The sequence below is a fragment of the Desulfosarcina ovata subsp. ovata genome (genome assembly GCF_009689005.1).
Classification (GTDB): Bacteria; Desulfobacterota; Desulfobacteria; order Desulfobacterales; family Desulfosarcinaceae; genus Desulfosarcina; species Desulfosarcina ovata.
On the sequence record NZ_AP021879.1, the window covers coordinates 4,865,711 to 4,889,966 of the forward strand.

Here is a 24,256-nt window from a genome sequence, read left to right on the forward strand (position 1 = left end):
CACTAAAAACAAGGGCTCGGGGATGAAAACCGAACCGCCGGTCCCAGATGATCCGTCCAATCGGGTTCATCGCTCACATGTTTCCGCGATAGGGTCGCTGATCCAATGCGCTCTTCACGTAGCGGATCATGGTGATAAAATCGAAGACAGGTCTTCCGGTCGCTGCTTGAACCGCATGGGCAAAGGGCGGCAGATCGCTGCACTCGAGCAGCATGGCGCCGATGTCCGGATAGCGGTCAACCAGCGCAACGGCTTCCGCGAGCACTTCGGCTTGCATGCGATCGGAATCCAGGGTGCCCTTCTCCTCCAGCACCGCCTCCCGGAATTCATCCCGGCCCTGCATGCTGGCCACGGCCATGGGAATATCCGGCGTGACCCCCACGGCCGCAAAGTGGGCATCGGTCAAGACATCGGCATTTGCGGTGATGATCCCGATCCGCCGGCCGGGGCCGGCAATCTGATGCATAAACGGAATTTGCAGCAGACTGGAGACAAACACCGGAATCGAGACGGCTGCGGCAATCTCGCGCTGAAACAGGGCCATGAATCCACAGGCACCGGTGATCGCCTTGACCCCGTCGGCCTCCAGCTGCCGGGCAGCAGCGATGAAGGCATCGATCAGGGAGGGGTCGCGCCGGTTGAGCAGGCGATCGATGGAGGCATCCTTGACCACCTGGTAGCGCACCGGAAAATCGAAGGTGGTGGCATTGCCCACATTCCCCGGAATACAGGGGTAGGCGGCATCCAGAATCAGAATGCCGATGGACTCGCCGTACCAGGATTGACGGGGATTGTCGACGCGATACAAGGGCATATTGGACTCTTTGCAAATGACATAAGTACACTTAAAGTTTTATCAGTTGTATACTATTGGTTCAGAAAACTGTCAAGGCTCATTTGCGGGGATTCCCGGCCGCTGTCAATGGGCATTTGGATTTTGGCATTTGACAGTCATCCATCCGAAAACAAGGGGCAACGAATAGTATATTGAGCGAATTTCAGATTAAATACGGCCAGCCGGGGTGATCATGCACCCGCCTGTTGACAGCGGGCCGGATACAAACCAAAATATCATCTGTGTCGATTGCCCGGCACCCGGTTCGTTTTTCCCCTTTCTCCGGCTGGATGGATTGAGACCTTTACCAAGGCGGGCCTCCCGGCAGGCCTTGACCTTATCTCCGTACAGGGAGGTGCCGATGACCCAAACCGATACCGATGCCGCTGTTCGGGCGATTGTCCAGGAAAATCGGGAGTGGATCGAAAGCCTGGATTACATCTATCAAAACCAGGGCCCCGAACGCGTACTGGAATTGCTGCGCATGCTTCAGGTGCGGGCCCACCAGCAGGGGGTCCAGGCCCATTTCAGCGCCAATACGCCCTACATCAACACCATCTCCGCAGACCGCCAACCGGCGTTTCCCGGCAGTCGGGAGATTGAACGGCGCATCAAAAGCATCATCCGCTGGAACGCCATGGCCATGGTGGTACGGGCCAACCGTCAACACGCGGGTATCGGTGGCCACATCTCCACCTTTGCTTCCAGTGCCACCCTCTATGAAGTAGGCTTCAACCATTTTTTTCGTGCCAAAAGCGCCGGCCACCCCGGCGATATCGTTTTCTTCCAGGGCCACGCCGCACCCGGCATATACGCCCGTGCGTTTCTGGAAGGCCGCATCAGCGAGCCCCGGATGGAGAATTTCCGCCGCGAACTGGCCCAGGGCGGCGGATTGAGTTCATACCCGCATCCCTACCTGATGCCCGACTTCTGGCAGTTCCCCACGGTGTCCATGGGCCTGTCGCCGATCATGGCCATCTACCAGGCCCGTTTCAACCGCTACATGGAAGACCGCGGCATCAAACCGCCCGATGACCGGCGGGTATGGGCGTTTCTGGGCGACGGCGAGACCGATGAACCCGAGACCTTGGGGGCCATCACCCTGGCGGCCCGGGAGCGGCTGGACAATCTCGTTTTCGTCATCAACTGCAACCTCCAGCGTCTCGACGGCCCGGTGCGCGGTAACGGCAAGATCATCCAGGAACTGGAAGCGGCTTTTCGCGGCGCCGGCTGGAACGCCATCAAGGTGATCTGGGGGGATGACTGGGATCCGCTGCTGGCCCAGGACAATCAGGGATTGCTGGTCCGGCGCATGGAAGAGGTGCCCGACGGCCAGTATCAGATGTACTCCGTGGCCGGCGGTGCCTATATCCGTAAGGATTTTTTCGGCCGCTACCCGGAACTGACCCGCATGGTGGAGAACTATACCGACGAGCAGCTGGCCAAACTGCGCCGCGGGGGACACGACCCCCAGAAGGTCTATGCCGCCTATCAGGCGGCGGTGAAACACAAGGGCTCGCCCACGGTGATTCTGGCCAAGACCATCAAGGGGTATGGCCTGGGCGAGGCCGGTGAGGGGCGCAACGTCACCCATCAGCAGAAAAAACTCAATGAAGCCGAACTGCGCCACTTCAGAAGCCGCTTCGGCATTCCTGTCCCCGATGACCGCATTCAGGATGCGCCGTTTTACCGGCCTGACGACGACAGTGAGGAGATCCGTTATCTCAAGGCGCGGCGACGCTCCCTGGGCGGTTTTCTGCCGGCCCGCAGCGTGTCGGTGCCCGTTTTCCGTCCGCCGGCAAAATCTCTTTACGGCGAATTCCTCAAGGGCTCCGACCGGCGCGAGGTGGCCACCACCATGGTCATGGTGACCCTGCTGAACAAACTGCTGGCCGACAGGAAAATCGGGCGCTATATTGTTCCCATCGTTCCCGACGAAGCACGTACTTTCGGCATGGAGAGCCTGTTCCGCAAAATCGGCATCTACTCCCATATGGGGCAGAACTACGAGCCGGTGGACCGCGGCAGCCTGCTCTACTACCGGGAGGCTACCGATGGCCAGATCCTCGAGGAGGGCATTACCGAGGCCGGATCCATGGCTTCGTTCATCGCCGCCGGCACGGCTTACTCCACCTTTGACATCAACATGGTGCCGTTTTTCTTCTTTTACTCCATGTTCGGTTTTCAGCGCATCGGCGACATGATCTGGGCCGCCGGCGACGTTCAGGCACGCGGTTTCCTGCTCGGCGCCACGGCCGGCCGCACCACGCTGGCCGGCGAAGGGCTGCAGCATCAGGACGGCCACAGTCACGTCCTGGCCCTGCCCAATCCATCGCTTCTGGCTTACGATCCCGCTTTCGCCTTTGAAATCGCCGTCATCGTACGCGAAGGACTGCGCCGCATGCTGGAGGCGGGGGAAAACCTGGTCTACTACCTGACCATCGGCAACGAATTTTACGCCATGCCGGCCATGCCCAAAGACGCGGAAGCGGGGATTCTGGGCGGCATCTACCGGTTCCAGGCCCCGGGAATTCCCAAAGCCAAAGCCAGCGCCCACCTTCTGGGCAGCGGCGCCATCCTCAATGAATGCCTCAAGGCCGCCGAACGGCTGGAGTCCGAATACGGTGTGGCCACCACGGTCTGGAGCGTCACCAGCTATAAGAACCTTTACTGGGACGCCCAGGACACCGATCGCTGGAACCGGCTCCATCCGGGAAAACCGCCGCGGCGATCGTTCCTGCAAAGGCAGACCGACGGTGCCGCGGGAGTGTTTGTGGCGGCCAGCGATTACCTCAAGGTGCTGCCCGAAAGCATTGCCCGCCACCTCCCCGGCCCGCTGATCAGCCTGGGAACCGACGGATACGGCCGCAGCGATACGCGTGAGGCATTGCGGGATTTTTTCGAGGTGGATGCCCGGCATATCGCCTTTGCCGCGCTGGCCGGCCTGGCCCGTGAGAAAAAAATACCCATGGCCACGGTCAACAAGGCCCGTCGGTCGCTGGAGATCGATCCCGATCGGTCCAACCCCTTGTTTGTCTAAGGCTGGCGGAAAGAAATAATTCCCCCAGATCGCACCGGATTTGGGGTCGTCTACAAGGCGCCGCCACCGGTGCATATCGGGAATATGTGCCGGTGGCGGTAACGCGGTAGACGGGCACAAAGACAAGCAGGATGGTGGAATTATTTCTTTCCGCCAGCCTAATGGAAGGAGAATCCATGACAGAAGCCATCAAGGTTCCGGAAATTGGAGAAAACGTTGAAGCGGGTGTGGTTGTGGCCGTCCATATCAAGGAAGGGGATACCATCGCGGTGGACGATACGGTGATCGAATTGGAGACCGACAAGGCACTGGTCGAAATTCCATCGCCCTTTGCCGGTCGGATTACCGAGGTACTGGCCCGTCCGGGTGCCCAGATGAAAGTGGGCGATGTGATTGCCCGGCTGGAAACCGAAACGGCCCCCCTGCAAACCGAAAACGAAGCGGCCGACGGTTCGCCCGCCGATACCGGCGAGGTTACCGAGGCGACCGAACCCGGAACCGTGGCACCAACCAAACCCGCCGCCGCGGCAGTGGTGCCCGAGGCTCCCGCCACGGATCGTTCTCCCGTGCCTGCCGCGCCGTCGACCCGGCGCATCGCCCGGGAACTGGGTGTCGATATTTACACGGTCCAGGGCAGCGGTCCGGGCGGGCGAATCAGCGAAGCGGACGTAAAGGCGCATGTTCGTCGGCGCATGCCGGAACCGGCCGGCCATGAAGGAACGGTGCCTTCGGCCGACACGGCCCCCCACCCCGACTTCAGCCAATGGGGGCCGGTCGAGGTCAAGGAGATGGAAACCGTCCGGCGGCTGACCGCCCAGAGCACAACCACCGGCTGGAGTACCATTCCCCATGTCACCCAGTTCGATGAAGCCGACATCAGCGGCGTGATGGCCTTTATCGAAAAAAATGCTGCGCGGGCGGAGCAGGCCGGGGCACGGCTGACCCTGACGGCGATCCTCACCCGGGTCGCTGCCGAAGCCCTGAAGCGCTTTCCCCGCTTCAATGCCAGCATTGACGTTGCCAGCAACTGGATCATCCTGAAAAAATATATCCACATCGGCATCGCGGCCGAAACCCCGCGAGGGCTTCTCATTCCGGTGGTCCGGGATGCCGACCGCAAAAGCATTCTCGAACTGGCCGGTGCGATCGGTGACCTGACGTCACGGGCACGCAGCAAAAAAATCAAACCCGATGAAATGCAGGGCGGGACCTTTACCATTTCCAACCAAGGTGGTATCGGAGGGGTTGGCTTTACGCCGCTGGTGCTGTGGCCCCAGGTGGCCGTTCTGGGCGTGAGCCGTTCCTCGGTCAGGCCGGTTTATATAAAGGATCGGTTCGAGCCGCGAACCATTTTACCGCTCTCCCTCTCCTACGATCACCGCATGCTCGATGGTGCCGACGCGGCACGCTTTCTGCGGTGGATCTGTGAAGGCCTGGAGCAACCGTTAGCCCTGTTTTTCGAATAATCGGCGTGGATTGCCCGCGTCGCAAAGTGAAGAAAGCGAGTATGCTGCATGACTGACAATCAAACCCACGTGGCGGTGATCGGTGCCGGGCCAGGCGGATACGCGGCCGCGTTTCTGGCGGCCGATCTGGGCATGGATGTAACCCTCATCGATCCGGCGGAAAACCCCGGTGGCGTCTGCCTGTACCGGGGTTGCATTCCATCCAAGGCCCTGCTGCACGTCTCCCGGTTGATCAACGAGGCTGCCGATGCCGATGCCTGGGGGGTTTCATTCGGCAAGCCCAAAATCAATATCGATAAACTGCGCCAGTGGAAGACCGATGTGGTTGCCGGGCTGACCGGCGGCCTGGGACGCCTGGTGGCCCAGCGCAAAATCACCTATGTGCGTGCCACGGCGGCGTTTTCCGACGCCCGGACCCTGCAATTGACCGAGGCGGACGGCAAGACCCGCACGCTGGGGTTCCAGTATGCCATCCTGGCCACAGGCTCCCGGGCCTCGGGGCTGCCCATGTTTCCAGCAGATGACGATCGCATCTGGAACTCGAAAAATGCCCTCGACCTGGAAACGATTCCCAAAAGCCTGCTCGTGGTGGGCGGTGGTTATATCGGGCTGGAACTGGGCAGCGTATACGCCTCCCTGGGGACCGAGGTGACCGTGGTGGAGATGCTGCCGCATCTTTTGGCCGGGGCGGACCGGGACTTGGTGCGTTTTCTGCAGAAAGGACTGACCGAACGGTTCAAGGCCATCCGGCTGAACACCACCGTGGAGGCGGTCAAATTCCAGAAAAACGGAATCAAGGTCACCTTTGGCGGCGATGCCGAAAAGCCGGTCAGTCAGCTTTTCCAGCGGGTTCTGGTGGCCGTGGGCCGCCGGCCCCACACGGCCGGCCTGGGACTCGAGAACGCCGGGGTGGCGGTGGACGACAACGGATTCGTGCGCATCAACGGCCAGTGCCGCACATCCGCGAATGCCGTTTTTGCCATTGGCGATGTGGCCGGACAGCCCATGCTGGCCCACAAGGCCTCCTATGAAGCGCGCATTGCCGTGGAGACCATCGCCGGGAAGAACGTGATTTTCGATCCGGTGGCCATACCGGCGGTGGTGTTTACCGACCCGGAAGTGGCCTGGGCCGGGCTAACCGAAAGTGACGCCAAGAAAAAAGGCCTCACGGTGGCAGTGACCCGCTTTCCCTGGGCCGCATCCGGCCGCGCGACCACCCTGGGCCGCAGTGACGGGATAACCAAGCTGGTGATCGACCCCGAGACGGAACAGCTGCTGGGGGTCGGAATCGTAGGACCCGGTGCCGGCGAGATGATCGCCGAGGCGACCCTGGCCCTGGAGATGGGCGCCAACGCCACCGATGTGGGGCTGACCATCCATCCCCATCCGACCCTGTCGGAAACATTCAAGGAAGCCGCCGAGATTTTCCACGGCACGGCCACGCACTACTACCGGCCCAAGAAAAAGAAGAAATAAAACAGCTTACAACCATTTCTTGCGCTTGAAGAACAACAGCATGGCGACGACCACGGCGATGATGACCAGCCAAACGGTCAGGTACCCCCAGCGCCAGCCAAGCTCGGGCATGTGCGAGAAATTCATTCCATAGACGCCGGCGATGAAGGAGATCGGGATGAAGATGGTGGCAATGATGGTCAGCACCTTCATCACCTCGTTCATGCGGTTGCTGATGGTCGACAGGTAGAGATCCTGCAAGCTTGACAAGGTATCCCGGAACGACTCGATGGTATCGATCGCCTGGATCGTGTGATCGTAAACATCGCGCAGGAACATGCCCGTGGTTTCACCGATGAACGGGTTGTCTCCCTTGAGCAGGTGGGCAACCACTTCCCGCAGTGGCCAGACCTGTTTCCTCAGGTAGATCAGCTCCCGGCGGATGTCGTGAATCTCTTCCCGCATGCCGGCATCGGCATCTTCGTCAATGCTTTCTTCGAGGGCTTCCAGCCGCTCCCCCAGTTTTTCCAGAATCACATAGTAATGATCCACGATGGCGTCGAGGAGCGCATAGGCCAGGTAGTCGCACCCGGCGGTCCGGATTCGCCCTTTTCCCTTCCGGATCCGCTCCCGGACCGGTTCGAAAACATCACCGGCCGCCTCCTGAAAGGACAACAGGACGTTTTCTCCCAGAATCAGGCTGATCTGTTCGGCTGTAATGAGACAATCCGTGGCATCGTAGCGGACCATTTTGAGCACGACAAACAGATATTCGTCGAAAGCTTCGTCCTTGGGCCGCATAGTGGTGTTGAGAATATCCTCAAGGGTCAACGGGTGGATGTGAAACAGGCGACCGATCTGCTCGATGAGGGTAACATCGTGAATGCCGTCGATGTTGATCCAGGTGGTGGCACCGGGCTTGAGCCGGGGCAATGCCGTTTCGATACCATCAAGGGATTGCTCGATCAACTCCGCCCCCGCATAGTGCATCATGGAGAGATGGACACGATCCGTCTTTTTCTCGCCCACATGAATTAATGTGCCGGGAGCGCTTCCGGCCGTTTTCGTCGATTTTCTGGTCAATCGGGACATGGAACCTCACAAATAGAAAACGTCTGTTTGTTGGCGGTTGATTTTTCGGCCGGTTCTGTTAAAAACACCTGCATGGATGCCGACAATCATACCGGTCCTCACCGTTTCAGCATGCCGGCCTGGATCAGCTGCGCGCCCTACGAGCAGCTCCTGGGCATGGAAATTCTCAGTGCTGAAGCCGGTGAGGCGATCCTGCAGATGCCTTTTCTCAAAATCCTGGCCCAGGGGGCCGGGCTGATGCACGGCGGCGCCTTGGTCAGCCTGGCCGATACCGCCGTGGTCATGGCCATCAAAAGCGTGGTGGCGCCGGGCACCCATTTTGCCACCATCGCCATGGAAAACCGCTTTCTGCGTCCGGTCAAAAAGGGCATCGTACAGGCCCGGGCCCACGTTTCCGAACGCAAGGATACCATCCTCAAAGGGCAATGCGAAATTCAGGACGAAGCCGGCCGTACGGTGATGACCTTCGCCAGCGTCTTCAAAATCGCCAAAGATGCCGTCGTCCGCGATGTCCGCTTCGGTGATGCACCGACGCAGAACGAAGCGCACCGGCAAGGCTGACCGCCTTCACCCGCCCGGTCTCTCCGGACAGCGCTTTTCAATGACCTTGATGGTGGACTTACGTATACCGCATCCCTGACCCGGCGCAAGTCATGATTGCCCCTGGCCCATCATCCCCCTTTTTTACAATCTGTCAGGAATATTGCCATGGCAGATCGGAAGACATCTAAAAAATATATATAAATTCAATATGTTCAAAATGGTATCGATCTTGCTTTTGAATATGGCAAGCAACGGTTTGTCGTCGATTCTGACGCGCCCGGAATCACCACCGCCCTATCCACCATCAAACCGACGGAAAGGAGCCCCTCATGACGCAGTCACCTTGTCGAAACTGCCCCAACCGGGACAAGGATAAAAACATATGTGCCGCTTCCTGCCCATTGCTGAACCGCGTCCAGTGTTTCCAGGCGGCCAGCATGGCCCCCCCCCTGTTCTCGGCAGTGGATATTGCCGACGAGGGTCGTTACGGCATTTCGACTGTCTTTGAGGGCCGCACGACGCAGCGCAACCACCTACCCTATTAACCACGCATGGTTTCTTGCGGACCGTTTTGCAAGCGGTCCGCAATCCGTTCCGGCAACTGTCAAGGCTTAGTCAGATCCCCCGGCCGCTGGTCTTTCCAGGGCCTGGCCCGTTCATAGGCCCGGGACGCCTGCAGGACCCGGTCGTCCTGATGACGCGGCCCGACGATCTGCAGGCCTACGGGCAGCCCCGTGGGCGTCAGGCCGGCCGGCACCGTCGCGGCCGGATGGCCGGAAAGGTTAAAGGGATAGGTAAACGCCACCGCCCCCAGAAGCGGGATGGGGTGCCCGTCGATCTCAGCCGGTGGCGGCCCGCCGGCGTCAAAGGCCTCGGTGGGCATGGTCGGGGTAAGCAGCAGATCGAATGACTCGAACAGCGTTTCCAACCGGCGGTTCAGCTCCGCCCGCAGACGCTGCATGATGGTCAGTTCGGCCACGGTCAGATGCCGGGTGCGGTCAACCGCCGCCAGCAGGGTCCGTCCAATCGTCTCACGATCCTCCTCTGAAAGGTCGCCAAGCTGGGCGTAAATATCCGTGGCGATCAGGGTCGACCACGCCTCGCCCACATCCGGCAGGCTTCCGGCCCACCTCTCCACGGTATGCCCCATCCCTTTGAACGCATCCACGGCCTGCTCGACGTTGGCCATCACCTCACGCTGAACCCGGGCATAACCAAGATCGGGACTGAAGGCGATGCGCAGCCGCTTCGGCAGATCGTCGATGGTGGCCAGGTAGGACGCGGTGGGGTCCGGCAGGGCATACGGATCGGCCGGATGCACGCCGGCCGTGCAGTCCAGGTACAGGGCCGCATCCCGCACCGTGCGGGTCAGGGGACCGGCCACGGTCATGGCGCTGCCGCTGACCACCGGAGACGGCCCCAGTGGAATCCGTCCGAATGACGGTTTGATCCCGAAACACCCGCAGTAGGATGCGGGAATGCGAATCGAACCACCGGCATCGGACCCCGTACACAAAGGCACCAGACCGGCACTGATGGCCGCTGCAGCGCCGCCACTGGAACCGCCGGGCGTGCGCTGCCGATTCCAGGGATTACGGGTGACGCCGTAAAGCCGGTTCTTGGTAAAACCGGTAAAACCGAATTCCGGGACGTTGGTTTTGCCCACCACAATGGCGCCGGCCGCCTTGAGCCGGGCCACCTGAATGGAATCCGCCATGGTCAGGTTGTTTTTAAACGGGATCGATCCGTAGCTGGTCACCAGACCGGCAGCATCTTCGAGATCCTTGACTCCCAGGGGAAGCCCGGCCATGGGCCCGACGGGTTTTCCCGCCACGATCCGCTCGGTCATTGTGCGGGCTTCGTTCAGGGCCGCCTCGATGCCCAAAAGAGCGAAGGCGTTGAGGTTGGGATTGATCCGCTCGATACGATCCACGGTTGCCTGCATCACTTCCAGTGGAGAAATCGATTTTCCCGCCATGTGCTGCGCCAATTCCCAGGCGGCCATCCAGCTGAAATCGTTCATCGCATCATCCTTGTGCACGATTTAATTAATCGTGTTCATTAACTGACAAATCAAAACAAAGCGAACGAAAATAACAAATGGCTTGACAGAATCATGCCGGCACAATACCTTCAAAATGAGAAACTATTTGATATTTATAATATTTCATTAAAGCCAAACAAAAACAACCGGTTTTTACCGACTTGCGGGGAGGTTACCATGAACCATCCGAAAATGCTCTGGAAGCCCGCCGACGACGTTGTCCGGCAATCCAACATGGTGCGCTTCATGACCGAGGTAAACCGGCGCTTTAACCTGTCCCTGAGCGATTACGACCAGCTGTGGCAGTGGTCCATCGATCATATCGCCGAATTCTGGGACCTGTTCTGGAAATTTGCCGGCATCATCTCCAGCAAGCCATACGACCAGGTGGTGGACGATCCCAAAAAAATGCCCGGCGCCCGGTGGTTCGCCGGTGCCGAGCTGAATTTTGCCGAAAACCTGCTGCGCTTCCGGGATGATCGCACGGCCCTGATCTTCCAGGGAGAGGGCCAGCCCCTGGCCTCCATGACCTATGCCGAGCTCTATGCCCAGACCAGCCGCATGGCCCAGGCGCTCGCCGCCGCCGGGGTTCGTAAAGGCGACCGCGTGGCCGGGTTCATGCCCAACATGCCCCAGACCATTATCGCCATGCTGGCCGCTGTGAGCCTGGGCGCCATCTGGTCGTCATCTTCCCCGGATTTCGGCATCAAAGGGGTGCTGGACCGTTTCGGCCAGATCGAACCCAAGGTCCTGGTCACCGCCGACGGCTATTTCTACAATGGCAAAGCCTTCGACAGCCTGCAGCGCGTGGGCGCCATCCTCGATCAGTTGCCCATGGTGGAAAAGGTGGTTGTGGTCGATTACACCTGCACGCAGCCCGATGTCACCGGCGTGCCCAATGCCATTGCCTGGCAGGATTTTCTAGCGCCGTACCAACCGACGGAGATGACCTTCGTGCAGGTGCCGGCCGGGCATCCCCTCTACGTCATGTACAGTTCCGGCACCACGGGCAAGCCCAAGTGCATGGTCCAGAGCCATTCCGGGATTCTTACCAACCAGCTCAAGGAGCACCTCCTGCACTGCGATCTGCGGCGCGAGGACGTGCTTTTCTATTTTACCACCTGCGGCTGGATGATGTGGAACTGGATGGTCTGCGGCCTGGGCGTGGGTGCCAGCCTGGTCCTGTACGACGGCTCGCCCTTCCACCCGGGTCCGGAAGTGCTCTGGAAGCTGGCTGAAACCGTAGGGATAACCATCTTTGGCACCAGCGCCCGCTACATTACGGCCCTGGACGAGGCCGGCTACCAACCCGCCAGCGACTGCAACCTAGAAAAACTGCGCATGATCTGCTCCACCGGATCGCCCCTGGCCGTATCGGGCTTCGAATACGCCTACCGCGAAATCAAGGCCGACATGCAGCTGGCCTCCATCAGCGGCGGCACCGACCTCAACGGCTGCTTTGCCCTGGGCAATCCCATGTCCCCGGTTCACGCCGGCGAACTGCAGGGACGCGGCCTGGCCCTCAAGGTGTACGCCTATGACGACAGCGGCCAACCGGTGTATGACCAGACCGGAGAGCTGGTCTGCACGGCGGCCTTTCCCAGCATGCCGGTCTACTTCTGGAACGATGACGACGGTCAGCGCTACCAGAGTGCCTATTTTCTCAAATACCCGGGGGTGTGGACCCACGGCGATTTTATCAGCATCAACAGCCAGACCAAAGGCATCACCATTTATGGCCGCAGCGACGCCACGCTCAATCCCGGTGGCGTGCGCATCGGTACCGCCGACATTTACACCGCCCTGGAATCCCTTGTCGAGGTGGCCGACAGCGTGGTGGTGGGCCAGAAATGGCGGGATGACGTGCGCGTGGTGCTGTTCGTCACCCTGGCCAAGGGGATCGACCTGAACGAGGGGCTGACCAAAAAAATCAAAACCACCATCCGTGAGGCCTGCAGCCCGCGCCACGTACCGGCCAAGGTGATTCAGGTGACCGAGATTCCCTACACCATCAACATGAAAAAAGTCGAACTGGCTGTACGCAACGTGATCCACGGCAAGCCGGTGACCAATCGCGATGCATTGGCCAATCCGGACTGCCTGGACCAGTATGAAGGGCTGGAAGAGTTGAAACGATAATGACAAGCGGTAGCGGCTAAAGAAGAGAAATCAAAGCTTGGTAAACGAAGGGGATGAAGATCGCCGGCAGCAGGTTGCCGATCTTGATTCGCTTGATTTCCAATAGCCCTAGTCCGATTGCCATGATGAGCAGCCCCCCCACGGCGGACATCTGGGATACCACCGCCGGTGACAACAGATCCTTGGCATGGGATGCCGTCAAGGTGATCAGCCCTTGATACACGAAGACGGATACCGCCGAGAACAACACCCCGATTCCCAAGGTGGACGCGAAAAACAGCGATCCGATCCCATCAAGAATGGATTTGGCAAACAGCGTCTGGTGGTTGCCCGACAACCCGCTCTCCAGCGATCCGACGATGGCCATGGCCCCTACACAAAAAAGCAGGCTGGCATCCACGAATCCCTTGGCTATGCCGTGGCTCTCTTTGGAAATCCGTTTGCCGATCCAGTTGCCCAACGCCCCCAGACGATCCTCCAGGGCAAGCAGTTCTCCGATCAAACCGCCGAGGGTAAGGCTCATGATGACTGTCAAAAGATCATCGGTGGCAAGCGCCGCTTTCAAACCGATCAACAATACCGCCAGCCCGATGGCGTGCATGATGGTGGTGCTGAATTTTTCGGGGATCGCTCCCCGAAAGAAGATCCCGATCAGGCTTCCCGCGATGATACTCAATGTGTTGACGATGGTTCCGAGCAAGGTTGCCTTTTCCTCTTTGGGATGGCCATGATGTTTCTTTTCACCGAAAGACGAGCCCACCGTATATAGACGGGTGCTTTGCGGTGGTACTATGGAAGGTCTATCGGTGAAACGACGATTCCCGCGCCCTGGAGACGCTGCTGGCGTACAATCTGCAGGATTCCATCAACCTGGAAGCGCTCATGGTAACGGCCTACAACATGAAAGTGGCGCAGATGCCTTTCGAGGAGCGATTCCAACTGCCGAAACCGACCGCCCCGGCCAATCCCTTCCATGCCCACCGCGATACCATTACGCGTTATCGCAAGGAGGTGGACTTCATTCGCTCCTTGCAGCCCGGCTGGTGAGCGACCTTAGCATTACCTATGGGTGGCGCAGGGGCAATTTTCGGACGCGAATTCGACTCCCGCCGCCTTTAAGAGACAACAATAGCCCAATGCTTAAGAAACTAAAAATCGATGACTCTATTTTAATCCAGGAGGGTGCAATCCCATTTAGGGGCAAGCTTCAAATGTTCCTCGATTCAGTTGTAGCAAGTGTTCCAGCATATTATCCCAACGCCCGCAAAGTAATGTGCTCCTGAGAAAAAGCATGACCTCAGCGGTCTCACGCTTCCAAAAAATACCCGGCGCTTTCAACCGAAGATTGATCACGCGACGTATCGCGCTTTCAACACAACCGCTGCCGGTCGGCAGATTTAATAACCGAAAGGCCGCATACTGCATGCGGCGGAGATTTTTCACAAAGTAATTGTTGAACTTGTTCAATGCTTTCTTTAGCTTCGACGGATACGTGATGTACTGACGAATCTGATTTCGGATTTCCATCAAATTTCCTTGCCATAACAGGTCCTTCCAATTCTTGAGAATCGCCGTTCGCTCTTTGGCTTCAAGGGTTTTGGGAAGATGATCCGCGACAATATGCAAATTCTGTTTGGCATGGGTATAGTCGATCACTTGGAAACACGTCTTGGCTTCAAGCTTTTCTGCCAGTGAGGAAAATCGTTTCCAATATCTGCGATCGCCATCCGCGCAGAAAATTACTCCGTCGGCCTGGTCAACGCCGATTTGACGAAGATAATCTTCCAATAATTCAAACGCACCGTTGATGTCGGCCATCGTGGCATCGTAAAGCGGGGCAATTTCCTTGATCGGATTTGCCTGGGCGTCGAGCCATTGAATAACGATTTGTGTCGGCTCCCGCCAGTCGGAATAATATCCTCTCCGTTTTTGATGGGAAGCCAACCGCCCCTTTTTGGTCCGGCGTTCACGAAGGCGGCCACCATCAATGCACACGAACAAAACGCGGCCGGTTACATGGTCATTTTCCGATAATGTTATCCGATGCCGATTCTCCATGGAGCGATTGCCCATGTGCATACACAACCGCCGGATCGTTTTAATATCCATGTCGATGCCAACAGAAGACAAGGTCCGATTGGCAATCTCAAATGACGGACACAATAAGCTTGCCTGAACAGACGCCGATGCCAAAACAGCGCTGCAACGATCCATAAAACCCAGATAGGCCAACCCCAGGTGAATACCGCTTTTCGGTTTCCGTTTCTTCCTTTTACGACCACGGCGAGATTTCGGAAGCGCTTTGGCAAAATAAGGGGATTCAATCGGTAGCGATCGGCCGGATAAAAGCCGAATGCTGGTGGGTTTGAATCCCTTGAAGCGAAATCCGAGTTTTGCTGCCAGCTTTTTTACGGCTTTAAAAAAACATGGATCGGAAAACAGATTTTCAATGGAAGATACAATCAAGTCCTCAATTGTGGAGAAGAGGGCTGTGCGCAGATCGATGATCAGCCGGTTGGCATCGGAATGTGTCTGGAAATTGGAAAGGGTTTCATCAATGGTCCGTTGCAGCTTTTGAATATCGACAGTGGTCTCCATGGCTCGCCTCGCAGATAGCAGGTTCTCGAATGCCTGCCGTGCAAGTAGCGAAGCTTCAGCCTGCGGCACATAAGCGCTTTTTGAAATCGGCTGTCAACGGATAAACGTACAGGTCTTTGACCGGCACCTTCAACTTTCGATAGCGATCTTGACGGCTGCGGCCTTTGGTTTGCCCCAATTTTAGCCAGTTGGCAGCCTGATAACAGGTCCCTTCAAAGCGGGAACGATCGACGAAGGTTTCGACCAGGCACAAATCGTGACCATAGCGCGTGGACCAATCGGACCGCAACCGCCTGAGACAAGCGCCCAGAATGAAACTGGCCAAGTTGGGAATGCGAACCCAGGGTAGAATCAAAAACCGGGTGTTGTTGGTCAACAGCTTCAGATTCCCTTGGCGTGTAGCCACGTTCCATCCGATGTAACGGTCTCGTGGTGTTGTTTTCCAGGCTGCCGATCCAAAAAGCAGGCAGGCCAGGGGCCTTTCGTGGCGATCATAGACCATATACTTCATATGCTCGCCAACGTGACCCCGGCACCCCAAATAATGGTAGCGATCCATTAGACAATGAAAAAGGTGATCGTTGTCTGAACGGCCACTGACCATGATGATTTCAACAGGACGAAGATCGTCCAGCACTCCCTCGATGGGGTCGCGACGATGAGGCATGTCAGGTATCTGCCGGGAATGATTTCCCGGTCGCAACGGTGGCGGCAGCACGATGAACTGGCGTTGTTCTAGCTTACGCAACATTGAACGGCAGGCAATATCTTTGGGCTGACCTTTATCGGTGCGCCAATTCCACATTCGGCACAGTTCGATGGATAACCGACTGCGGTGCCAATCCGGATTGTCGGCCATCAGCCGACGAATCAGTTCAATATCTTCGGAAAATAATTTGCGCCCCTGAATGGTCATGCTCTCACTCATGGACGACACCTTATCGAAGATAGCGTTTTGAGTCCAGCTTTATTTTTCAAAGAGCGAGAAAATCGGTACCATTACGCCTGTTAGTAAATTTGCCCCAATTTGGGTTTACACCCATCCAGGAGGTTAGGATCGGGAATTTTATTAATTAAACGAAATTGCTTGTTCTTGCGCCCGTCTTCCGCGTTGCATCAATGGCCACATACTCCCGGTATGCAACCGTTGATGCGCCTTGAAGACGAACACAAGCCCGGCGCAATTACGTTCAATTCATTTCATCCCCGATCCTTAGAGGAATCTTAAAAAAATTTTATACCATAGATAGTGTCTGACCGGAAACCCCTTTGATAGGAAGTTTTCAGGTAGAAGTAATTACAGTTCATTTAATGAGCAATGATTATTTGTAAGCGTTCACGGGGTATATTGGGCGCTCAATCCGGCGCACTTTTTTCGCTCCGCTAACCTCTCGTAATTTCAATATTTTTATACAAAATCAATAACTTATTGAAATAATTAAAAATATCTAGACTTTCCATTTCTAGTATGCTATCGTGCTTTTCATGAAGCCCGATAGACCCATTTCAGATGCCGATTGGCAAGCTACTGCTGAACCGGTACGCCAGTACATCGTTTCTTTGGAAGATGAGCTGCGGGCGATTAAAACTCAAAACGACAAGCTGGAGAAAAACAACGAGAAGCTTGAAAAGCAAAAACGCCAAAACTCGACCAACTCCAGCAAACCGCCCTCATCCGATCCGCCCTATAACAAACCCAAACGCGAAAAGCCCAAAGGCGAACGCAAGCCGGGCGGACAAAAAGGACACCCGGGGCATGGGCAAATGCTGCTAACGCCCAACAATACTCAAAATGTGATGCCCGAGTGCTGCGGTTGCGGTCTCCATTCATCGGATTGGGATAATCTGCGACCCTTTCATACTCACCAACATATCGAATTGCCTGAAATCGAGATGGACATCACCCATTTTGTTCTGCACCAAGGTCAATGCCCTGGGTGCGGCAAGATTGTCAAAGCACAGGTTCCGGAGGCGTTTAGCACCGGCTACGGCCCGCGGTTTTGTGCGTTTATCGCCGAACTGAGTGGTATCAAGGCCATGAGTCGGAGAAATGTGCAGCAACTGGTCCACTCCGTGTTTGATATCAAAATCGCCACCGGCACGATCCAAAAGGTTATCGACCGCGCTTCCGAGGCCATTGCCTCCACCTATGAGCGTATCGGCCAGGTGGCCCGCAGCAGTGAGTGCAACTTCATCGATGAAACCAGTTGGTTTAAAAAGCACAATCTGCAATGGCTCTGGGTAATGGTCAATACGATGGTGGCCTTTTTCCGCATCGATCCGAAAAGATCCAAACAGGCCTTTCTCGAACTGATCGCCGACTGGAAAGGCATCTTGATCAGCGATGGTTATCGCCTTTATTGCAAATGGGTCCATGGCCGGCAAACCTGCCTGGCCCATTTGATCCGAAAGGCCAAGGCGTTAATCGAGAGTAGAAAACTCAACGAAAGGCGAGGCGGCAAGTTAATCTTGGCACATTTGAATACCCTGATCGAATTTTCAAAAAACAAACCGCCACCTTTAAAATGGGAGCGTTTTTATAACTCCTTGTTGCTCATCCTCAGCCTTTTTGAAGACGACACCGACGGTGCCGGTCGCCTGGCCAGGCAAATAATACGAGAAATTGACGCATTGTGGACCTTTCTCGAACATGATGGCGTCGAACCCACCAACAACCGTGCCGAACGCTCTCTGCGCTTTGGCGTGCTATGGCGCAAATGTAGTCTGGGAACGCAAAGCGACAAAGGCAACCGCTGGGTCGAACGAATCTTGTCTGTAAAAGAAACCTGCCGACTGAGAGATAAAGCCACATTTCCGTTTATAGTCGAATGCCTGGAATGTTACTTTGCAGGCATCTCTGTTGATGTGAGTTGGATCTAAGCCTCTCTTCAGCTAATAGCCCCGTGACCGTTTACGATTATTTTGATGAAAAAGTAATTATCTTCGAAATTTTTAATATTCCGGAACAATACTGCCAGCCCAACATATCGGCTGAATCCTTCGAGGCCATGGTCAGGGCAGCGGTCCAGACCGTGGTTTTCCAATGCATTGATCGCCGACTCTACGGCTGCATGTTTACGCCGCGCATAAATAAGGCGATTTCTGTCAAAGAATATACCCGCCTGCTTGTCTTTTCATCCGTCTTCCGCGTTGCATCAAGGGTCACATACTCCCGGTATGCAACCCTTGATGCGCCTTGAAGACGAACACAAGCCCGGCGCAATTACGTTCAATTCATTTCATCCCCGATCCTAAGATGGACGATTGTCCGCGTCTCGACGCAGGCTCAGGACCCTGAGCCCCAGCGGGGAAGCCATGGCCCAAGGCCGGATGTCAGAAGCTGTTCCAAAATACACCCAACCTGCCTAAGATATTATAATGCTCGCTGGGCACAGTGTGTTCCTTGCATTGGCCTTGCTCAAGTGGGCTTTCCATTCCTTAGAAAAGTTGATCACTAAAAAAATAATGAGTAAAATTCTATTGAGGCTTTTTCCATCCTTCCGTTTTTTTCTAATTCGACACCTTCCGTTATTTTTCTTTGGTTTGATTGAAAGCGCTCAGATGTCTGAGAGTGCTGCTCATGATATATAACCAATTAAAATAATAAGGATAAATAATTATATTTTAATTCATTTCTAAAAGTGATATGCTCAACGCATTGGGTCAGAATGTCGATGAGGACGTTTTAAAAAAAGTGAAGATAGCAATAATCAAGCACACAAAGCAAAAAAACCTCGACGCCCATTAAGTTCATTTGAAATTAACAGAAAATAAAGCATAGGTTGTTATGGGTGTAAAAAATAAAGTGTTGGCCGCTAACCGGCGTAAGGATTTACTAAAATCCGCGCAAGAAATTTTTTCACAAAAAGGATTAGCAGATGCCAACATTTCCGATATTGCAAGAAAAGCAAACATAGCAGATTCAATTATTTATCATTATTTCATTAATAAGGAAGACCTGCTTTTTTATGCATTGGCGGATAAACTTGATGAGGTTGAACGTGAATTAAAACTTCATTTATCTGGTATTAGAGATCCGGTTTCTAAGCTCGGAAAAATGATATGGCATAACCTGTATATTAACGATTTGAGCCCACATGAAACTCGAGTTCTAAAAGATCTTCTTTTTGAATGCCGGTCTAACCAAAATTTTTATTCTCATGAAGGCTATCAGGCTCTTAGACGATACACGAAAATCATGTCTGATATATTGCAGCAGGGAGTCAATAAAAAAATTTTCAGGTCTGATGTCGACCTAATATTAGTTAGAAACATGATATTTGGGCTGCTTGATGAAGAGTCCCTTTCTCGTTTCTCTTCACAAGAGATAGACAGTACCTTGCCTGATTTTGACGGTATTATGGATTTGGTGTTGTCAATTATATCGTGTGAAGAAGCAGCGGCAAAGGAGGTTGTTAATGATGACAATAAAGAAGCTCGAATTCTTAAGGCAGCTGTTCAGGTGTTTTCTGAAAAAGGGTACAACGCAGCAACAATGGCTGAAATTGCAAGTACAGCCAATGTTGCGGAAGGAACGATTTATATCTATTATCCAAGTAAAAGTGACTTGCTTTTTTCGATACCGAAAAGACGATTTAAATGGCTATGCGAAAGCCGGGATGAGGTTTTTAACATCGATTGCCCCATAAGAAAGCTTCGCCGATTTACCCGTTTATTATTTACAACATTTATGGGCAACAGGGATTTCTTGCGTGTTTTTCTACTGGATATTAAATTAAATAAAAAATTTTATGTATCCTCAGCATATAAAGATTACATCGATTATGTATCCATCTTAGAAGCAATATTGGAAGAGGGAAAACAACGAGGCATATTTAAAGAAAAAATTAATAATCGATTATTCCGGAATCTTTTTTTAGGAACATTTGCGCATTTGGCAACTCGATGGGTAATGTTAGACAATGCAAAACCCATCGACATGATGAAAAGCATTGAAGACTTGGTATCGTTGTTATGCTGGTCCGTTGTGATAGATAAAACGGCGCTGCAAGAGATTGAAGAGAGCGTCGGATAAAAGATTATGGCCACCAAGCCTTCATCTCCGGCGGCCACTCGATCGCCGGTACCAAGTGAGCCGGTCCGGTGGCTGTTCGATCACCGGCACCAGGTGAGCCGGTGAAACCTTGACCACGGCTCCGTAGACCGACGGGCAGACCACCATGCACTCGCCGCATTTGACGCACAGGGACTGGTCGATGCCTTTTTTGCGGTCGCTGGTGGTATAGATCGCGTCCACCGGACAGCAGCCGAAGCATGAATCACAGCCGATGGCACATTTTTCCTGGTCAATGTAAAACGCTATCAACGGACGGCAGACGCGCCCCGGGCAGCGCCCCTCGTTGATGTGGGCCTCGTACTCATCACAAAAATAAGTCAGGGATGTGAGCACCGGGTTGGGTGCGGTCTTGCCCAGGCTGCACAGGGATCCCGTTTTGATCGCCCGGCTGAGGGTCTCCAGCTGCTCAATGTCCCCCTCGCGGCCTTCGCCACGGGTAAGCCGCCGCAACATATCCAGCAGGTGGCGGGTGCCGATACGACAGAAGGTGCACTTGCCGCAGGATTCCTTCTGGGTGAATTCGAGAAAATAGCGCGAGACATCCACCATGCAGGTATCCTCGTCCATCACCACCATGCCGCCGGATCCCATCATGGCGCCGGCGCGGGTCAGGGCATCGAAATCCACCGGTGTATCCAGGAAATCGGCCGGCAGGCAGCCCCCCGAAGGCCCGCCGATTTGCACCGCCTTGAACTTTTTCTTTTTGGGAATGCCGCCGCAGATATCGAAAATCAGTTCCCGCAGGGTCACCCCCATGGGAACCTCCACCAGTCCCGGCTGGGTGACGTTACCCACCACGGAAAAGACCGCCGTGCCCGGGCTGTCGGTGGTACCGATGCTGCGGAACCAATCGGCCCCATTCTCCACGATGGGTGCCACGGTAGCCAGGGTCTTGACGTTGTTGATCACTGTGGGGCGTCCGTCCAGCCCGCGCTGCACCGGAAAGGGCGGACGATGCCGGGGCGTACCGCGGTAGCCCTCCACCGAGCGGATCAGGGCGGTCTCTTCACCGCACACAAAGACGCCGGCCCCCTGGAACAGGTCGATGTCGAAATCGATGCCGCTGCCCAGAATATTCTTCCCCAACACCCCATTTTGACGGGCCTGCTCGACGGCCTGGGTGAGAATCCGCACCGCCAGGGGATATTCGGCACGCACGTAAAAGAGCCCCCGCGTGGCACCCATGGCAATGGCGGCGATGAGCATGCCCTCGATCACCTGGTGGGGGTTGCTCTCCAGCAGGGTGCGGTCCATGTAAGCACCGGGATCGCCCTCGTCGGCATTGCAGATGATCCGTTTGTCTGCCCCCGAAGCCGCCCGGGCGAAACGCCATTTCCGTGCCGTGGGAAACCCGGCCCCGCCGCGCCCCCGGAGGCCGGCGGCCTCGATCAAATCGATCAGGGCTTCAGGCGGCTGGCACAGGGCCTCGAGCAGTGCGCGGTAACCGCCGTCGGCGATATACTCGTGGATCTGTTCGGGATCGATTCGCCCGCAGCGGTTCATGATCACCCGTTTCTCGCGGTTAAAACGGGCGAGTTCGGTCACCGATGGAATCCTCTCGGTTTCCACGGTCGCGCCCATGATGTGTTCGAAACACAGGTCGCCCTCTTCCAGAAAAAGTTTGACCAGCATCTTGGCTTTGTCCGGGGTTATTTTGGGATAGAGAATCGGCGGAAAACCCGAATCGGGATGGTCGATGACCACCACCGGTTCGGCGTAGCAGTGGCCCATGCAACCCACGGTGTGGATATGGGCCTCGACGCCCTGCTCGGCCAGGGCCGTCTCGAATGCCGCCTGGGTTTCAAGGGCACCAGAGGCGATACCGCAGCTGGCCATGCCGATATGAATCTTAGGCAGCGGGCTCTGGGCGAAGGCGTCCTGCCGGGCGGTCGCCTTGTCGAAGAGGGCCTGGTAGGCTGCTCGGATGGTGCTGTCGGCATCTGCGGTCATGATCGAGCAGCCTTCCTTTCAAATTGACACTAAATCACGCCCTGATCGATCATTGCGTCGGCCACCTTTACAAAACCGGAGATGTTGGCTCCCACCAGGTAGTTGCGCGGATGGCCGTAGGTTTCGGCTGCCGAGAGACAGGTGTCGTGGATGCTTTTCATAATAATTTTCAATCGGCTGTCCACTTCCTCGCCCAGCCAGCTCAGGCGGATGCTGTTCTGGGTCAGCTCCAGGCCGGACACCGCCACGCCACCGGCATTGGCCGCTTTACTGGGGGCGTAGAGAAGGCCTTTGTCGATGAAGATTTCCTGGGCTTCCGTGGTGCAGGGCATACTGGCGCCTTCGCAGACCAGCTTCACATTGTTGTTGATCAGGTGATAGGCATCCTGTTTGCCGATTTCATTCTGGGTGGCGCAGGGGAAAATACACTGGGCACGGTGCCGCCACAGGGGGTTCTCGTCCTGGTCCGGGGTCGCCGGCGTGTAGACCGCATCCGGATATTCATCCACGTACTCACTGATGCGACCGCGACGGATGTTCTTCAGCCGTTTGACGAAATCCAGTTTCTGAGCATCGATGCCCTGTTCATCAAAGATATGGCCCGATGAATCCGAGAGGGTGAGTATCTTGGCACCCATCTCGATCAATTTGCGGCAGGTGGCCTGGGCCACATTCCCCGCCCCGGAGACCAGGCAGGTTTTGCCTTTCAGGGTGTCGTTGCGGGTGGCTAGCATCTGGGCGGCAAAATAGACGCAACCAAATCCGGCGGCTTCCGGTCGGATCAGGCTGCCTCCCCAGCCAAGCCCTTTACCGGTGAGCACCCCGCTGAATTGATTGTTCAGTTTACGATACATACCGAACAGGTAGCCGATTTCACGGGCCCCCACACCGATGTCGCCCTCGGGTACGTCGGTACTGGCACCAATATGCCGGAACAGCTCCGCCATGAAGCTCTGGCAAAACCGCATGATCTCGGCATCCGATTTCCCCTTGGGTTCGAAATCCGTTCCGCCGGCGCCGCCGCCCAGGGGCAGGGTGGTGAGCGCATTTTTGAAGACATGCTCGAAGGCCAGGAATTTCAGAATGCTCTGATTGACTGAAGGATGAAAGCGCAGTCCACCCTTATAGGGGCCGATGGCGCTGTTCATCTCCACGCGAAATCCACGGTTGACCTTGACCTGACCCATGTCGTCCATCCAGGGGACGCGGAAGGTGATGATGCGTTCGGGTTCAACGAGGCGCTCCACGACGCCGTGGTGGCGATACTCGGGCGTTTGGTCGAGTACCGGCCTGACGCTGCTCATTACATCGCTAACCGCCTGAAGAAATTCATTTTCATTGGGATCTCGGACGACTGTATTTTGGGGAATGTCGGACATGTCACTCACCTTGTCGGTTGAATCGTTTCGGTTAATCGGCGTTTGTTGAACAGCCCCGTTTTAGGCGATTGGCGAAGATTCTGCAAATCCTTTTTGGCATGGTTTTTCTCCTTCATGGTTCCCGATGACGATGATGTCACCCGGAGCTGAAGACGCTTATTTCCGGCAACCTAAAAAAACTATTGTTTTTTCATAAAAGTGCCAATAATAGGATTACAACATGCTTAACAAGGAGTCACAATCATGAAAGTCAAAGGCAATAACCTGCAATCCAAACTCACTGTGTACGGAGCGGCACAAATTCAGGAATTCCGCCCGGAAAACAGGGAAATCAAAAAAAGCGCGAAGGCGTCATCCGATATGGACTGGGTGGATTTGAGCGGTCAGGGGCAAATGGTCGCCGATGCCCAGCGGGCGATCGCCTTGATACCGGATGTACGGGTTCCGCTGGTCAGTCAGATTCAGAACGATCTTCAGGATGGGGCGTATGTGTTTGATCACATGAAATCCGCCGAGAGCATGCTTCGCGAATCCTTCGAAAACCAGGCTGCCTTGATGTACCTGATGTAGTCGAGCATCCGGTTCTCCATCGGGTGCCCCAAAATAGGACCTCGGCCGTGTGGTCCAATTCCCCTTTG

18 protein-coding genes and 1 pseudogene are annotated in these 24,256 nt (G+C 55.6%); 10 read left to right on the forward strand and 9 right to left on the reverse strand.

All coding sequences use genetic code 11. The features are described 5' to 3' along the window. Positions 1-73: 73 nt before the first annotated feature. Entirely contained in the window at positions 74-814 is a 741-nt protein-coding gene (locus GN112_RS21455; protein WP_155312086.1) for an aspartate/glutamate racemase family protein, read from the reverse strand. Positions 815-1,196: 382 nt separating this feature from the next. Here GN112_RS21455 and aceE point away from each other — a divergent pair, with 382 nt between their 5' ends. The 3 genes from aceE to lpdA all read left to right on the forward strand — a co-directional run bounded on the left by aceE (position 1,197) and on the right by lpdA (position 6,817). After that, positions 1,197-3,875 carry a pyruvate dehydrogenase (acetyl-transferring), homodimeric type gene (aceE, locus tag GN112_RS21460; RefSeq protein WP_155312087.1) on the forward strand — a complete coding sequence of 893 codons (2,679 nt, stop codon included), beginning with the start codon at positions 1,197-1,199 and terminating at the stop codon, positions 3,873-3,875. A 176-nt stretch (positions 3,876-4,051) separates the two neighbouring features. Further along, a complete protein-coding gene (locus GN112_RS21465; RefSeq protein WP_155312088.1) occupies positions 4,052-5,341 on the forward strand; it encodes a 2-oxo acid dehydrogenase subunit E2 in 1,290 nt (429 codons plus the stop codon). Positions 5,342-5,389: 48 nt separating this feature from the next. Further along, positions 5,390-6,817, forward strand: a complete 1,428-nt coding sequence (lpdA, locus tag GN112_RS21470; RefSeq protein WP_155312089.1) for a dihydrolipoyl dehydrogenase — start codon at positions 5,390-5,392, stop codon at positions 6,815-6,817. Positions 6,818-6,823: 6 nt separating this feature from the next. On the opposite strand, the gene corA is transcribed toward lpdA, so the two are convergent. Next, the gene (gene corA, locus GN112_RS21475) at positions 6,824-7,888 is read right to left on the reverse strand and encodes a magnesium/cobalt transporter CorA (protein WP_155312090.1); all 1,065 of its coding nucleotides are present in this window, start codon (positions 7,886-7,888) and stop codon (positions 6,824-6,826) included. 27 nt (positions 7,889-7,915) lie between these two features. On the opposite strand from corA, the gene GN112_RS21480 reads away from it, so the two are divergent. Together GN112_RS21480 and GN112_RS21485 are read left to right on the forward strand one after the other, a co-directional pair. Continuing rightward, positions 7,916-8,449, forward strand: coding sequence for a PaaI family thioesterase (locus tag GN112_RS21480; protein ID WP_231717088.1), 534 nt, complete (start codon positions 7,916-7,918; stop codon positions 8,447-8,449). A gap of 311 nt (positions 8,450-8,760) precedes the next feature. After that, complete coding sequence (locus GN112_RS21485; RefSeq protein WP_155312091.1) at positions 8,761-8,976, forward strand: hypothetical protein; 216 nt, start codon at positions 8,761-8,763, stop codon at positions 8,974-8,976. A gap of 59 nt (positions 8,977-9,035) precedes the next feature. Here the strand turns inward: GN112_RS21485 and GN112_RS21490 are convergent, their stop codons facing one another. Next, a complete protein-coding gene (locus GN112_RS21490; RefSeq protein WP_155312092.1) occupies positions 9,036-10,454 on the reverse strand; it encodes an amidase in 1,419 nt (472 codons plus the stop codon). A 198-nt stretch (positions 10,455-10,652) separates the two neighbouring features. Here GN112_RS21490 and GN112_RS21495 point away from each other — a divergent pair, with 198 nt between their 5' ends. Beyond that, positions 10,653-12,614 (forward strand): acetoacetate--CoA ligase, encoded by a 1,962-nt coding sequence (locus GN112_RS21495; protein ID WP_155312093.1) that lies wholly within the window; start codon positions 10,653-10,655, stop codon positions 12,612-12,614. Positions 12,615-12,630: 16 nt separating this feature from the next. On the opposite strand, the gene GN112_RS21500 is transcribed toward GN112_RS21495, so the two are convergent. Then, positions 12,631-13,314 (reverse strand): DUF554 domain-containing protein, encoded by a 684-nt coding sequence (locus GN112_RS21500; protein WP_155312094.1) that lies wholly within the window; start codon positions 13,312-13,314, stop codon positions 12,631-12,633. Positions 13,315-13,496: 182 nt separating this feature from the next. Here GN112_RS21500 and GN112_RS21505 point away from each other — a divergent pair, with 182 nt between their 5' ends. Further along, the gene (locus GN112_RS21505) at positions 13,497-13,661 is read left to right on the forward strand and encodes a hypothetical protein (protein ID WP_155312095.1); all 165 of its coding nucleotides are present in this window, start codon (positions 13,497-13,499) and stop codon (positions 13,659-13,661) included. Between the two features lie 147 nt (positions 13,662-13,808). On the opposite strand, the gene GN112_RS21510 is transcribed toward GN112_RS21505, so the two are convergent. Then, the gene (locus GN112_RS21510) at positions 13,809-15,212 is read right to left on the reverse strand and encodes a hypothetical protein (RefSeq protein WP_155308406.1); all 1,404 of its coding nucleotides are present in this window, start codon (positions 15,210-15,212) and stop codon (positions 13,809-13,811) included. 55 nt (positions 15,213-15,267) lie between these two features. After that, positions 15,268-16,140, reverse strand: a complete 873-nt coding sequence (locus tag GN112_RS21515; protein WP_155308407.1) for a Druantia anti-phage system protein DruA — start codon at positions 16,138-16,140, stop codon at positions 15,268-15,270. A 557-nt stretch (positions 16,141-16,697) separates the two neighbouring features. Here GN112_RS21515 and tnpC point away from each other — a divergent pair. Beyond that, positions 16,698-18,092: an IS66 family transposase gene (tnpC, locus tag GN112_RS21520; protein WP_155308543.1), complete on the forward strand. Its 1,395-nt coding sequence runs from the start codon at positions 16,698-16,700 to the stop codon at positions 18,090-18,092. Positions 18,093-18,100: 8 nt separating this feature from the next. Here the strand turns inward: tnpC and GN112_RS35350 are convergent. Continuing rightward, a pseudogene (locus GN112_RS35350) lies at positions 18,101-18,304 on the reverse strand (hypothetical protein); the annotation flags it as partial. Between the two features lie 695 nt (positions 18,305-18,999). On the opposite strand from GN112_RS35350, the gene GN112_RS21525 reads away from it, so the two are divergent. After that, a complete protein-coding gene (locus tag GN112_RS21525) occupies positions 19,000-20,247 on the forward strand; it encodes a TetR/AcrR family transcriptional regulator (protein ID WP_155312096.1) in 1,248 nt (415 codons plus the stop codon). A 21-nt stretch (positions 20,248-20,268) separates the two neighbouring features. On the opposite strand, the gene GN112_RS21530 is transcribed toward GN112_RS21525, so the two are convergent. Together GN112_RS21530 and gdhA are read right to left on the reverse strand one after the other, a co-directional pair. Further along, positions 20,269-22,239, reverse strand: a complete 1,971-nt coding sequence (locus GN112_RS21530; protein ID WP_155312097.1) for a (2Fe-2S) ferredoxin domain-containing protein — start codon at positions 22,237-22,239, stop codon at positions 20,269-20,271. A 29-nt stretch (positions 22,240-22,268) separates the two neighbouring features. Continuing rightward, positions 22,269-23,618 carry an NADP-specific glutamate dehydrogenase gene (gene gdhA, locus GN112_RS21535; protein WP_155312098.1) on the reverse strand — a complete coding sequence of 450 codons (1,350 nt, stop codon included), beginning with the start codon at positions 23,616-23,618 and terminating at the stop codon, positions 22,269-22,271. Between the two features lie 243 nt (positions 23,619-23,861). On the opposite strand from gdhA, the gene GN112_RS21540 reads away from it, so the two are divergent. After that, positions 23,862-24,188: a flagellar biosynthesis anti-sigma factor FlgM gene (locus GN112_RS21540; protein ID WP_155312099.1), complete on the forward strand. Its 327-nt coding sequence runs from the start codon at positions 23,862-23,864 to the stop codon at positions 24,186-24,188. The last annotated feature ends 68 nt before the right edge of the window (positions 24,189-24,256 follow it).

Coding starts and splice junctions, on each gene's coding strand:
- GN112_RS21455 (WP_155312086.1), bottom strand. CDS start 814: ATGCCCTTGTATCGCGTCGACAATCCCCGTCAATCCTGGTACGGCGAG.
- aceE (WP_155312087.1), top strand. CDS start 1,197: ATGACCCAAACCGATACCGATGCCGCTGTTCGGGCGATTGTCCAGGAA.
- GN112_RS21465 (WP_155312088.1), top strand. CDS start 4,052: ATGACAGAAGCCATCAAGGTTCCGGAAATTGGAGAAAACGTTGAAGCG.
- lpdA (WP_155312089.1), top strand. CDS start 5,390: ATGACTGACAATCAAACCCACGTGGCGGTGATCGGTGCCGGGCCAGGC.
- corA (WP_155312090.1), bottom strand. CDS start 7,888: ATGTCCCGATTGACCAGAAAATCGACGAAAACGGCCGGAAGCGCTCCC.
- GN112_RS21485 (WP_155312091.1), top strand. CDS start 8,761: ATGACGCAGTCACCTTGTCGAAACTGCCCCAACCGGGACAAGGATAAA.
- GN112_RS21490 (WP_155312092.1), bottom strand. CDS start 10,454: ATGAACGATTTCAGCTGGATGGCCGCCTGGGAATTGGCGCAGCACATG.
- GN112_RS21495 (WP_155312093.1), top strand. CDS start 10,653: ATGAACCATCCGAAAATGCTCTGGAAGCCCGCCGACGACGTTGTCCGG.
- GN112_RS21505 (WP_155312095.1), top strand. CDS start 13,497: ATGGTAACGGCCTACAACATGAAAGTGGCGCAGATGCCTTTCGAGGAG.
- GN112_RS21510 (WP_155308406.1), bottom strand. CDS start 15,212: ATGGAGACCACTGTCGATATTCAAAAGCTGCAACGGACCATTGATGAA.
- GN112_RS21515 (WP_155308407.1), bottom strand. CDS start 16,140: ATGAGTGAGAGCATGACCATTCAGGGGCGCAAATTATTTTCCGAAGAT.
- tnpC (WP_155308543.1), top strand. CDS start 16,698: ATGAAGCCCGATAGACCCATTTCAGATGCCGATTGGCAAGCTACTGCT.
- GN112_RS21525 (WP_155312096.1), top strand. CDS start 19,000: ATGGGTGTAAAAAATAAAGTGTTGGCCGCTAACCGGCGTAAGGATTTA.
- GN112_RS21530 (WP_155312097.1), bottom strand. CDS start 22,239: ATGACCGCAGATGCCGACAGCACCATCCGAGCAGCCTACCAGGCCCTC.
- gdhA (WP_155312098.1), bottom strand. CDS start 23,618: ATGTCCGACATTCCCCAAAATACAGTCGTCCGAGATCCCAATGAAAAT.
- GN112_RS21540 (WP_155312099.1), top strand. CDS start 23,862: ATGAAAGTCAAAGGCAATAACCTGCAATCCAAACTCACTGTGTACGGA.